This is a genomic window from Flavihumibacter rivuli (assembly GCF_018595685.2).
Lineage (GTDB): Bacteria > Bacteroidota > Bacteroidia > Chitinophagales > Chitinophagaceae > Flavihumibacter > Flavihumibacter rivuli.
Map to the genome: position 1 here is coordinate 3827216 of NZ_CP092334.1, position 13674 is coordinate 3840889.

Here is a 13674-nt window from a genome sequence, read left to right on the forward strand (position 1 = left end):
AGGTTATTATAAATGATTTTGTAAATATATCTTCTTTGGCCCAGCCTTGAAAGGGATTCCATACTAACAGTTGTTCGTGTTTGGGTTGGCTGTTGTACCTTTGGCCTTCAATTGAAATTGCTTGTATTATGGGGTATTCTTTGACCAATAAAGTCCGTATCATCACTGCTGCTTCCCTGTTCGATGGACATGATGCTGCGATCAATATTATGCGCCGCATCATGCAGTCAAAGGGAGCCGAGATCATCCACCTGGGCCATAACCGTTCTGTGCATGAGATCGTGGAAGCTGCCATAGAAGAAGATGCCCAGGGTATCGCCATTACGAGCTACCAGGGTGGGCATGTGGAGTTCTTCAAATACATGAAAGACCTGCTGGAAGAGAATGGCTGCGGGCATATCAAGATCTTTGGCGGCGGTGGTGGAACCATCCTGCCCGAAGAGATCAGGGAACTGCATCATTATGGCATCACCAGGATCTATAGTCCCGATGATGGCCGCCATATGGGATTGGAAGGGATGATCGAGGATGTGATCAGGCAATGTGACTTCTCCCTCAATGGCAATGGCCAGTATGCGAATCCCATGACCCTTGGTGAGGTGAAGGATGTGCGCAGCATTGCCAGGAAGATCACCAATGCCGAGAATGGATTGAAGCTGGAAACTGGGGAAGTGCAAACTGCCACCAAAGCGCCTGTGCTGGGCATCACCGGTACAGGTGGTGCGGGTAAATCTTCTGTGACCGATGAGATCGTTCGTCGCTTCCTGAATACTTTCACGGATAAGACCATTGCTGTTGTTTCCGTGGATCCTTCCAAAAAGAAGACCGGTGGCGCATTACTGGGCGACCGCATCAGGATGAACAGCATCAGTTCCCCCAGGGCCTATATGCGTTCCCTGGCCACCCGCGATGATAATACCGCCCTCAGCGCCTATGTGCAGGATGCCATTGAAATTTGCCGGGCTGCCGGCTTCGACCTGGTGATACTGGAGAGTGCAGGAGTGGGCCAGAGCGATGCCTCCATTCTTGATTACTGCGATGTTAGTCTCTACGTGATGACCCCCGAATATGGTGCAGCCTCACAGTTGGAGAAGATCAATATGCTCGATTACGCCGATGTAGTGGCGATCAATAAGTTTGACAAGAGTGGTGCACTGGATGCGCTGCATGATGTGCGCAAGCAATTCAAGCGCAACCATGGCCTCTGGACAGCAAAGGATGAAGAGTTGCCGATCGTGGGCACCATTGCCGCCCAGTTCAATGACAGCGGCGTGAATGAACTGTTCGAAAAGTTGCTGGTGACCATTGAGAAGAAGACAGGAGTACAGTTTGGTTCCATCGAACTGCATGCCCATACCAGCGATACCACTACCAAATCGCAGATCATCCCGCCCAGGAGGGTACGCTACCTGTCTGAGATAGCCGATAATAACCGCAACTACGACCTATGGGTGAAGGAGCAATGTACCATTGCTTCAAAGTTATACCAGGTCAATGGCGTGATCGGTGAGAAGGAAACCAGCCATATCCCGGAATTATTGAACCTGCGTCAAAAATTCGAATCGCAACTGCATCCGGAATGCAAGGCCCTGATCGACTCCTGGCCGGCGAAGCTTGAACAATACAACAAGGAATTCTTTGAATACCAGGTGCGCGATAAGGTGATTCGCCAACCCCTGACCACCACCTCCCTTAGTGGCACTACTATCAAGAAAGTGGTACTGCCCAGGTACAAGGATTGGGGTGATATCCTGCGCTGGCAATTGCAGGAGAATGTGCCGGGTGAGTTTCCCTATACTGCCGGCGTATTCGAGTTGAAGCGCCAGGGAGAAGACCCAACGCGCATGTTTGCCGGTGAAGGCGGACCCGAAAGAACCAATAAGCGCTTCCATTATGTATCGCATGACCAGCCGGCCAAGCGCCTTTCCACCGCCTTCGATTCGGTTACCCTTTACGGTGAGGATCCCGCTTATCGCCCGGATATCTATGGTAAGATCGGGAACAGCGGGGTAAGCATCGCTACCGTTGATGATGCCAAGAAACTCTACAGCGGTTTTGACCTCTGTGATCCCCGCACTTCTGTAAGCATGACCATCAATGGCCCTGCACCGATGCTGCTGGCCTTCTTCATGAATGCGGCCATTGACCAGGCCTGTGAGAAATGGATCGAGGCCAATAATTACTGGGATAAGGTGAATGAAGTGCTGGCGGCAAAATATGCCCACCTGCCCAAACCCGTGTATTACAACCCTGCGGCCCCTGAACGTTTGCCGGAAGGACATAATGGCCTGGGTTTGCGTTTGCTGGGATTGAGCGGTGATGAAGTGTTGCCGAAGGAAGTGTATGAGCAGATCAAGGCGGAAGCACTGAGCCAGGTACGTGGTACGGTGCAGGCCGATATCCTGAAAGAAGACCAGGCACAGAACACATGTATCTTCTCCACCGAGTTTGCACTGAAGCTGATGGGTGATGTGCAGGAATATTTTATCCAGCAGAAAGTGCGCAATTTCTACAGTGTTTCCATCAGTGGTTACCATATTGCGGAAGCGGGTGCCAATCCCATTACGCAGCTGGCCTTCACCCTGGCCAACGGTTTCACCTATGTGGAATATTACCTGAGCAGGGGTATGCATATCGATGATTTTGCCCCCAACCTCAGCTTCTTCTTCAGCAATGGCATGGACCCTGAATACAGTGTGATCGGCCGTGTGGCGCGCAGGATCTGGGCCAAGGCCATGAAGCAGAAATACAAGGGAAATGACAGGAGCCAGAAATTGAAATACCATATCCAGACCTCGGGCAGGTCGCTCCATGCCCAGGAGATCGATTTCAATGATATCCGCACTACCCTGCAGGCCTTGTATGCGATCTATGATAACTGTAACTCGCTGCACACGAACGCCTATGATGAAGCGATCACCACGCCTACGGAAGAGAGTGTTCGCAGGGCCATGGCCATCCAGTTGATCATCAACAGGGAATTGGGCAGTGCAAAGACGGAGAACTTCATCCAGGGCTCCTTCCTTATTGAAGAGTTGACCGACCTGGTGGAAGAAGCGGTACTGGCTGAGTTCGACAGGATCACGGAACGCGGCGGCGTACTGGGTGCCATGGAAAGGATGTACCAGCGCAATAAGATCCAGGAAGAAAGCCTGCATTATGAAATGCTGAAGCATACCGGTGAACTGCCGATCATTGGCGTGAATACCTTCCTCAATAAGAAAGGTTCACCCACCACCATTCCCAATGAAGTGATCAGGAGCACGAAGGAAGAGAAGGAGCAGCAGATCCAGAACCTGCATGCCTTCTGGAAGCGCAACGATGAAAAGCGTGAAGCAGCCTTGAAACGGTTGAAAGCAGTGGCTACCAATAACGGTAACCTCTTCGCGGAATTGATGGAGACGGTGAAGTATTGTTCCCTCGGCCAGATCACGCATGCGTTGTATGAGGTGGGTGGGCAGTATAGGAGGAACATGTAAGGCCCTCTGCGCTGCGCTGCGAGGGCACATGTGGAAATGTGGAAATGTGAACATGTGGAAATCTGCCTTCGCTGAAGCTACGGCAGACAAGGTGTGATTTTTACGCCAACCAGAAGGGGTGCCCAACCATTGCATATGTAACGCTTTGCCTGCCTTAGCTTTAGCATCGGCAGGTGAAGGATACGGGAAGAGCGCAAAGGGTGAACATCCTTTGCGCTCTTTTTTTATTTCAGTGGGGGACGACGGGGCTACCGTGTACCCACATCTTCACCTCAGCAGGGTCTCCCGAAGGGGACCCTGATGAATGGTTGGATGAAAATTCATTGGGGACTATTGAAGAGTACCACTATAGGGTGAAAAGATTTAACACTCCCCGTCACCCCCGTTGTGTTTTATGACCAACGGGTAGTTGGAAGATGAGCTTATCTGGTGGATGAATTAACTATTTTGCCTTTTCACCTCAGCAGGGTCTTCCGAAGGGGACCCTGATGAATGGTAGGGTTGAGATCAATCGGGGACTCTCTAAGAGAAGTCCTATGTGGTGATAATATGTAATAGCCCCCCGTCACCCCCGTTGTGTCTTCTGACCAACGGGTAGTTGGAAGATGAGCATAGCAGGTGGATGCATAAATCATTTCGCCATTTATACATCAGGGTCCCCTTCGGGAGACCCTGATGGGGTAAAGAAAAATACTGGATTCTAAATCATCAGCGTAAGAAATCATCGGTTAGGTATTATGGTTAACGTAAGAATCACTCCTCGCCCGCCGGAGCTTAAGCGCAGGCGGGTCTCCACATCTTCTCATCCTCTCCTCCCCATTTTTCCCTAGCTTCATAGCCCAAATCACATAAGGTATGAAATCCCTGATCCCTCTTTCCCTTTTGACCCTGGCGCTAACGGCCGGGGCACAACCGAAAAAAGGCCGGCAGCCGGCAGCGGCAACACCTGCCCCGGCACCTGATCATTCCCAATGGCTCAAGCCTGTTAAATGGCGCAATATCGGTCCCTTCCGTGGTGGCCGTTCCGTGGCTGTTGCCGGTGTGGTGAATGATCCCCAGACCTATTACATGGGTACCACCGGCGGTGGCGTATGGCGCACCCGCGATGCCGGTATGAGCTGGTCGAATATCTCAGACGGATTCTTCACTACAGGTTCTGTTGGCGCGATCGCCGTTGCGGAATCCGATCCCAATGTGGTGGTCGTAGGAATGGGGGAACACGCCCCGCGTGGGGTTATGACCTCCTATGGCGACGGGGTGTATAAGTCGACCGATGGCGGTGATACCTGGAAGAAGATGGGATTGGAAATGACCCGCCATATTGCTGCGATCAGGATCCATCCCAACAACCCCGATGTCATTTATGTGGCAGCACAAGGCGCCCTGCATGGACCTTCCGCTGACCGCGGTATTTACCAATCCACCGATGGCGGGCAGACCTGGAAAAAGATCTTCTATATCGATGAGAACACCGGCTGTGCCGACCTGAGCATGGATATGAATAATCCTCGTATCCTTTATGCTGCTATGTGGGACCATCGTCGTTTACCCTGGCAGGTTAAGAGTGGAGGCCCCGGCAGTGGTTTGTATAAGTCTGTAGATGGCGGCCAGACCTGGAAGCGTTTGGAAAATGGCATCCCTAAGGAACAGGGTAAGATGGCCATTGAAGTATCCAGGGCAAATTCCAAAAAAGTATATGCGCTGGTGGAGAGTGATACAGAGAAAGAGCAGGGTGGTTTATTTGTGAGCAATGATGGCGGGAATAGTTTCAATAGGATCAGCAAAGACCATCGCCTGACCCAGCGCGCCTGGTACTATATTGAGATCGCTACCGACCCGCTGAATGAGAACACTGTTTATGTGTTCAATTCACCCGGATTGAAATCGGCGGATGGGGGAAGGACATGGACCAATATCCGTGGCACCCATGGTGATTACCACCAGTTGTGGATCAATCCTAAGAACAGCAAGAACATGATCGTGGCCAATGATGGTGGCGCTGCCATCAGTTTCAATGGAGGCCAGATCTGGAGCCGCCAGGATAACCAGCCTACGGCGCAATTCTATCGCGTGAATGCGGATAACCGCTTCCCTTATTATGTGTACGGTGGGCAGCAGGATAATACTTCCGTGATGATCGCGAGCCGGAGCCTCAATGGCTATACCATTGGCGTGAATGACTGGTCCTATTCCGCCGGTGGTGAAAGTGCCTTCCTGGCATTCGACCCTGATAACCCTAAGTATGTTATGGGCGGAAGCTACCAGGGTACCATTGAATTGCTGGACCAGGAGATCAGGGAAGGCAAGGGGGTGATGGTGGCGCCCATCCAATACCAGGCACTGCAGCCCAAAGACATGAAGTACCGCTTCAACTGGAACGCGCCGATCATTTATTCGAAGCATGAACCCAATGCCTTTTACCATGCCGGTAACCGACTTTTCAAGACAACGGATATGGGCAAGAGCTGGACAGTTGTTTCGCCCGACCTGACCAGGCATGATACCAGCAAGATGGGCATCAGTGGGGTGCCTTATACCAATGAAGGCGCCGGGGGAGAGAACTATGCGACCTTATCGTATGTGGTGGAGTCGCCCCATGAAAAAGGCGTGATGTATACAGGTAGCGATGATGGCCTGGTGCATATAACGAGGGATGGTGGGGCCACCTGGGCCAATATCACCCCTGCCGGTATGCCCGAATGCCTGGTGAACAGCATTGAAGTATCGCCGCATGATAAGGCAACGGTCTATATCGCCTGTACAAAGTACAAGGAGAATGACTTTACGCCATTTATTTACCGCAGTAGCGATTATGGCAAGACCTGGACAAGGATCAATAATGGCATTCCTAACGGTGCCTATACGCGTGTGGTGAGGGAAGACGATGTGCGCAAAGGATTATTGTATGCCGGAACAGAGACAGGATTCTATATTTCCTATGACAACGGCAACCAGTGGAAGCAACTGCAGTTGAACCTGCCCGTTACCCCCATTACCGACCTGAAGGTTCATAAGGGTGACCTGGTTGCAGCTACCATGGGCCGTTCTTTCTGGATACTCGATGATCTTTACCTCTTGCGTTATGCGGATCAGTTGGCCGGTACCAAGACCCTGAAACTGATCCAGCCGGAAGATGCTTACCGGGTGAGCGGGGGAAGCCAGTTGGATGGGGAGATCGATGAGCATGGACCATCCAACCTGTTCAGTGGGATCAATGCTGCTTCAGGTTTGTCCTTGTACTACCAGTTGCCTGCATTGGCAGATAGCCAAAGGGTGCTGCTCACCATCCGCAACGAACAGGGAGAATTGGTGAGGCAGTTTGCTGATACTGCCGATAAGGATTATACAGGCTTCCCTGGTGGGCCATCACCTGAGCCAACACTTTCCCGTAAGGCAGGATTGAACCGCTTCTTCTGGGACCTTCGCTATCCTATCCTTCCGGGTGTGCCCACCGTATTCATTGAAGGAAGCTATGAAGGCCATAAGGTGCCGCCGGGAAATTATACCGTGACCATCCAGGCAGGCGGACAAAGCGAAACGGTAAACTTCAAGGTGCTGGCCGATTCAAGGATCAAAGCGACCCCGGCAGAATATGCCCAACAGCACCAGGTATTGCAGGCGGTTGAACAGGATATCCGTGAGATCCATGGATCAGTGCTGAAGATGCGCAAGGCAAAAGCACAGCTGGGTCAATTGCTTGACCTGGTGGAGAAGGATGCCAACTATACGGAAGTGTATAAGCAGGGCAAGGCTATCCTCAGGAAGATCAACAGTTGGGAAGATGATGTGGTACAGAATAAGGCGGAAAGCAATGATGATATCATCAACTTCGTCAATAAGATCAGTGCCGATTATATCTTCCTGAAAGGGGAGATGGATGTGAACATCCCCTATGTGACCGAAGGCCAAAAGGCGCAGCTGGCTGCCTTGCAGGGTCAGTGGAAGCCTTACAAGGACCGATACAACGAGATCATCAGCAAGGACCTGACCGCATTCAATGCATTATGCAGGAGCCTGAACATGGATAAGGTGTTGTTGCCTAAGTAAGCTGAAATAGAAATAGCAATGGTTTGGTGGAAGGGCAGTGGTGACAACCATCACTGCTTCTTACACCAAACCATTTTTCATTTGGGGAGGTAGCAACTTAGTGTGCTTCCCAAAAGTTTACCATCACTTCTCAAGTGTTGGTGGAAAAGTATAGTCGGTTACAAATGAATTGCTCCCGTCTTGTTTATCCCTGAGGTCAATATTGCTGTTGAAGGCTATAAAGGATCTTTTTGGCCGGTTCGGTCATTCCTGGGATAGTGTCCTGTAACCAATGCCTTTTGAAAGCAAGGATGGCCGCACTGCTGTCTTTGGTATCGAAGCCTACGATCTTCAGTGCCTGTAAATGGTCAAAGTATTCAGGTACGACCAATCCAGTGGTATCGCGGTACCAATGCCCGAAGCCTTTATCTGCCAGCTGCTTCCAGGGGAATCGCCAGTTAGGGTCGTTCTTCCTGGTGGGGGCAATATCACCATGGCCAATGAAATTGGCGGCGGGGATATTGTGGCGGACCTTCAGGGTGTCCAATAAACGCAGCAGGCTGTTGACCTGGCGTTCATCGAAGGATTCGAAGCCGTTATTGTCCAGTTCAATGCCAATGCTGGAGGAGTTGAGGTCTGTATTATTCCCCCATCTGGCCAAACCTGCATGGTGTGCCCTCAGGTAATCGTTGAGCATGTGGTGGATGGTACCATCCCTGCAGATCACGTAATGCGCACTCACCTGGGTGCGGGTGAGGGTAAAGGTCTTCAGGGTCTGTTCACAACTGTTCTGGGCAGTGTGGTGAATGACCACATAATTGGGCTTGCGCATGGAAAAATTGGTGGTGCCCACCCAATAGGCGGCATCATCCATGGAATTGGCCGGAGGCATTTCCCTCAATCTTCCCGCATAGGTTTTCGCCTGTTTGCGATAGGCTTTGTTGGTGCGGGCATAGGGGTTAGGGCTACAGGCAATAGCCACCATCGCCAGGAGGACGATGCTAACAACTATTTTTCGCATAATGGTCACTGTTGGGGTTTACCCTTTGGCTGTCCTGTCCTGTTACCGGGTTTGAAGTTCCTGCGTTTTTGCTGGCCTCCCTGACCTCCATGGCTTCCCTGGCCTTGTGGGCGCGACCTTCGCTGGGAAGGTTGGTAGGCAGGTGCAGGTCCCAATGCTTCCGGCACCGGCGCCTTTTCCACTTCTTTACCGATCAGCGCTTCAATGCGGGCAAAGCGGTTGATCTCCTTGTCGCTTACCAGGGTAATGGCCACGCCATCCTTTTCGGCCCTGGCCGTTCGGCCAATACGGTGCACATAGTCCTCACCATCATGTGGTACATCATAATTGACTACCACATCAATGGTGTCGATATCGATGCCCCTGCTGAGCACATCTGTTGCTACCAGTATGGGGATCCTGCCGCTCTTGAAGCCCAGCATGATATCTTCCCGGCCTGACTGTTCGAGGTCGGAGTGGATCTCGGATACATTCAGCTTGGCCCTTTTGAGCGACTGGGTGAGTTGTTTCACCGTTTGCTTGCGGGAGCAGAAAATGATGAGACTGCGAAAACTAAGTTCCTTCAGCAGGTTGGTCATCAGGGGAAGCTTTTGGGGTTCATATACCACATAGGCTTTCTGAACGATCTTCTCCGGCGGCTTGGAAATGGCGATATTCACTTCCACCGGCTGGTGCAGGATCTTTTTAGCCAGGGACCTGATCTTTTCCGGCATGGTGGCAGAAAAGAGGAGGGTCTGGCGTTTCTCGGGGATCTGGCGGATGATGCGCATGATATCGTCATGGAAGCCCATGTCCAGCATGCGGTCAGCCTCGTCCAACACCAGGAATTGCAGGTGCTTGAGCGATACATAGCCCATATTGAGGTGGGCGATCATCTTACCCGGCGTGCAGATCACTAAATCAACCCCATTGGTGAGGGCCTTCTTCTCGGTTACAAACGCATTGCCATCACCACCGCCATATATGGCAATGGAGCTGATAGGGGTGAAATAGGCAATGCCTTCCACGTGCTGGGCGATCTGGACGGCCAGTTCGCGGGTGGGCACAATGATGATGGCACTGATATGGCCTTCATGGCGGTGCGCGATCAGCTTGCTGAGTATGGGAAGCAGGAATGCTGCCGTCTTGCCGGTGCCGGTCTGGGCAGAGGCGATGATGTCTTTCCCCTCCAGAATGGGGGGCATTACTTGTTCCTGGATGGGGGTTAGGGTAACATATCCGGTGGCATCTATGCCTTCCATCAGTTCCGGATCAAGGTTCAATTCGCTAAACTTCACTTATCTGATTTAATTAGGAGATGGGTAAAGATAGGGAATATAGGAAAAGCGAACGATGGAATGGCAATAGAGCGGCGGTTGTGGGAGAAGTAATTTTATAAGTCTATAAAACAAATAGACTTAATAAAGGAATTCTGTAGTAGTTTTGCCCACTCAAAAGTAGAAGATGGGCAAGCAAGCGAAGCAATCTTTACTGGCACCATTACTGTTGCTGGTAACAATCGTAAATGGCTATGCGCAGAACGGCGCACTGGTCTTCCAGACAGATTTCGGGGTGAAAGAGGGGGCAGTAGCCGCCATGAAAGGGGTGGCCTATGGGGTATCCCGGGATATCAGGTTTTTTGACCTCACCCATGAGATCCCTGCCTACAATATCTGGGAAGCGGCTTACCGCCTGCAGCAGACCTTGCCCTATTGGCCGGAAGGAACGGTCTTCGTTTCCGTGGTGGACCCGGGAGTGGGTTCTGAACGAAAGTCAGTGGTAGCCAAAACCAGGTCCGGTCATTTCATTGTGACCCCTGATAATGGTACCCTCACCTTGTTGGCCGATGCCATAGGCATCGATTCCCTCCGCCGGATCGATGAGACCAGGAACCGCCTGAAAGGGTCGTCCGAATCCTACACCTTCCATGGTCGTGATGTTTATGCCTACACCGGCGCGCGGCTGGCTGCAGGGGTGATCCGTTATGATGAGGTTGGACCTGCGCTGCCACCCAATGTGGTGCGGATACCTTACCAGGCCGCACAGTACCAGAATGGCAGCTTTACCGGTAATATTCCCGTACTGGATGTGCAGTATGGAAATGTCTGGACCAATATCCCCCTTGGCCTTTTGCGGGAGAATGGCCTGCAGTATGGGGACCAGGTGGAGGTGAACATTACCGTGGACAACAAATTGGTGTATAAAGGTGTAATGCCTTTTGCTACTACTTTTTCTGCAGTAGCGCCAGGAAAACCGGTAGCCTATGTCAACAGCCTGCTCAATTTTTCCTTTGGCATCAACCAGGGAAATTTTGCTTCGCAGCATAAAGTGTCGAGTGGATCCCTGTGGAAAGTGACCGTTACAAAAAAGCCTAAACCATAATCAAGCAATCATAAAACCAACAGCATGCGACCAAGATTAATTGCCCTGGGGGCCTTGCTGGTAGCGCCTTGCGTGTTATCGGCACAGACCATCACCGTCAATGGCAGGGTGACAGATGAACGTGGTGAGCCGGTAGTAGGCGCCACCGTAACCGCCAAAACACAGAAGACTGCAACCATCACCGGTAACAATGGCCAGTTCAGCCTGCCCCTGGACATAGCACAGGGAAGGACCATTACCATTTCGGCTGTGGGTTACCGGGAGTTCGACCAGATTGTGAACCCGGAGAACCCCTTGCTGGTGATCCAGCTGGAGCGATTCAATAACCAGCTCAATGAAGTAACGGTGGTGGGTACCCGCGCGAACCGTACCAACCTCAAGACCGCCGTTCCGGTGGATGTGATCGACTTCAGGAATGCAGCCCGCATCCTTCCCCAATATGACCTGAACCAGGCCCTGACCTATATGGCGCCTTCTTTCCAGAGTAACCGCCAGTCGGCCTCCGATGGTACCGAACATATTGACCCAGCTACCCTGCGCGGACTCGGTCCCGACCAGGTGCTGGTGCTGATCAACGGTAAGCGCAGGCATACGACCTCCCTGCTCAACTACCAGGGAACAGTAGGAAATGGTAGTGTAGGTACCGACCTGAATGCCATTCCGGCGGCGGCCATTGAACGCATCGAAGTGTTGCGTGATGGTGCGGCGGCCCAGTATGGCTCCGATGCCATTGCCGGTGTGATCAACGTGGTGTTGAAGAAGAATGCCAACTGGACCAGCGTGAATGCGACCGGTGGTATCACTTCCCAGGGGGATGGCGGTACAGGACAGTTCAACCTGAACCAGGGATTCTCACTGGGTAAGAAGGGTGGTTACCTTAACCTGACCGGTGATTTCCTTTACCGTGAACAGACCAACCGTAGCCAGAACCATAACCTGGTGATCTATGACCAGAGTGCACTGGGCAATTTCTTTGCCTACGATTTTACCGAAAACCCCGACCAGGCAAGGGCCTATGATGATAGCGTGATCGCTGCACGTGGACTGAGCCGTGATGATTTCAACTTCCGTGTGGGTGATGCCGGCATCAAGAACGGTAGCCTGTTCTACAACATGGGACTTCCCTTTGGTAAGAACAGCCAGCACCAGTTCTACTCCTTTGCCGGTTTCAGCTACAGGAGGGGTAATGGTAACGGTTTCCGCCGCCTGCCCAGTGAATACAGCAATGTGGTGCTTGACCTCTACCCCAATGGCTTCCAGCCCGGTACCCAGTCTGATATCTGGGACCGTTCCATTGCAGTAGGTGTGAAGCTGCAGCTGCCCAGCAACTGGGTACTCGACCTTAGCAATACCTTTGGTAATAACCGTTTCGATTATACCGTTCTCAATACCAACAACGCTACCCTTCGCGACAAGAGCCCAAGAGTGTTCGATGCGGGTGGACATGCTTTCACCCAGAATACCATCAATGCTGACCTGAAGCGTTTCTTCCCTACCGTAGCAGCCGGGCTTAACCTGGCATTTGGTGCGGAGTACCGGATTGACAGCTATAAGATCATGGAGGGCGAAGAAGCTTCCTGGCGCAACTATGCCTATAGCTCTGATGGATCCACCATCATCGATCCTTCCCTGCTTGATTTTGCAGGCGGTTCCCAATCCTTTGTGGGTTTCTCCCCCAGGGATGCGGTAAAGGAAAGCCGTAACAACTTCTCCCTTTATGCAGATGCGGAACTGGATGTGACCAAAAAATTCCTGGTAGCCGGTGCTGCCCGTTTTGAGCAGTACAGCGATTTTGGTTCCACCCTCAATGGTAAACTGGCCCTGCGTTACCAGCTGTCAGACGCTTTTGCGCTGCGTGGTGCGGTGAGCACAGGCTTCCGTGCACCGAGCCTGCACCAGCAATTCTTCAGCTACCAGAGTACCGATATCCTGCCCAGCGGTCAGTTGGGACAGGCAGGTTTCTTCCCTGTAAATAGTGAAGTGGCCAAAGGCCTGGGTATCCCTGAGTTGAAAGAAGAAACTTCTGTCAATGCGAGTGCCGGATTCACCTGGTCACCTGTTTCCAATTTCCGCGTTACCGTTGATGGTTACCTGATCAATATCAAGGATCGTATATCCCTGACCGGTAGCTTTGGCTTCGATGCCTTCGGTAGCCCGGTGGAAGAGATCCAGGACCTGCTGGAGCCTTATGGCGTATCCTCTGCGCGTTTCTTCGTGAATGCAGCCAATACCAAGACCAAGGGTGTTGATGTGGTGATGACCTATAACCTCAAGGCGGGCAAGAGCAACTTCGATTTCACCCTGGCCGGTAACTACAACGAGAACAAGGTGGATGCCATCGTGAATGTGCCTGATGCACTGAAGGGTAGCGAGGATATCTACTTCGGACCTGTAGAGCGTTCTATCATCGAAACCTATAGCCCGCGGACCAAGGGTACCTTTAGTGTTGGTCACCGTATCGGTAAGTTTACCAATATGGTACGCTTTACCTACTTCGGCAAGGTTACCCGTAATGGTTATCCATTCGGGGAACTGCAGGAGCATAGCGGCAAAATGGTAACGGATCTCTCCATTTCCTATGCCATCAATAAGCATTTGGCTGCTACGATCGGTTCCAATAACCTGTTCAATGTGTATCCGGATAAGCAGGTTTATGCCAACAGCTATTTCGGGGTGTTCAAGTATGCGCCTGTGCAAATGGGCGTGACCGGAGCTTATTATTTCGCGAGGCTTAGCCTGACGCTGTAAGCAGATAATTTTTGGGCCACGAAGGCTCGAAGGCACGAA

General features: G+C 51.8%; 6 protein-coding genes. 4 read left to right on the plus strand and 2 right to left on the minus strand.

Going from position 1 to position 13674, the window contains the following annotated elements:
- Positions 1 to 128: 128 nt before the first annotated feature.
- Positions 129 to 3479 (plus strand): methylmalonyl-CoA mutase family protein, encoded by a 3351-nt coding sequence (locus tag KJS94_RS16260; protein WP_214448381.1) that lies wholly within the window; start codon positions 129 to 131, stop codon positions 3477 to 3479.
- A gap of 855 nt (positions 3480 to 4334) precedes the next feature.
- Entirely contained in the window at positions 4335 to 7526 is a 3192-nt protein-coding gene (locus KJS94_RS16265; RefSeq protein ID WP_214448380.1) for a VPS10 domain-containing protein, read from the plus strand.
- Between the two features lie 196 nt (positions 7527 to 7722).
- Here KJS94_RS16265 and KJS94_RS16270 read toward each other — a convergent pair whose 3' ends face one another.
- Together KJS94_RS16270 and KJS94_RS16275 are read right to left on the minus strand one after the other, a co-directional pair.
- On the minus strand, positions 7723 to 8526 hold the full coding sequence (locus tag KJS94_RS16270; protein ID WP_214448379.1) for an N-acetylmuramoyl-L-alanine amidase: 804 nt from the start codon (positions 8524 to 8526) through the stop codon (positions 7723 to 7725).
- 5 nt (positions 8527 to 8531) lie between these two features.
- The gene (locus tag KJS94_RS16275; protein WP_214448378.1) at positions 8532 to 9803 is read right to left on the minus strand and encodes a DEAD/DEAH box helicase; all 1272 of its coding nucleotides are present in this window, start codon (positions 9801 to 9803) and stop codon (positions 8532 to 8534) included.
- Between the two features lie 166 nt (positions 9804 to 9969).
- On the opposite strand from KJS94_RS16275, the gene KJS94_RS16280 reads away from it, so the two are divergent.
- Both KJS94_RS16280 and KJS94_RS16285 read left to right on the plus strand, forming a co-directional pair.
- On the plus strand, positions 9970 to 10887 hold the full coding sequence (locus KJS94_RS16280; protein ID WP_214448377.1) for an SAM hydrolase/SAM-dependent halogenase family protein: 918 nt from the start codon (positions 9970 to 9972) through the stop codon (positions 10885 to 10887).
- A 24-nt stretch (positions 10888 to 10911) separates the two neighbouring features.
- Positions 10912 to 13635 (plus strand): TonB-dependent receptor, encoded by a 2724-nt coding sequence (locus KJS94_RS16285; RefSeq protein ID WP_214448376.1) that lies wholly within the window; start codon positions 10912 to 10914, stop codon positions 13633 to 13635.
- The last annotated feature ends 39 nt before the right edge of the window (positions 13636 to 13674 follow it).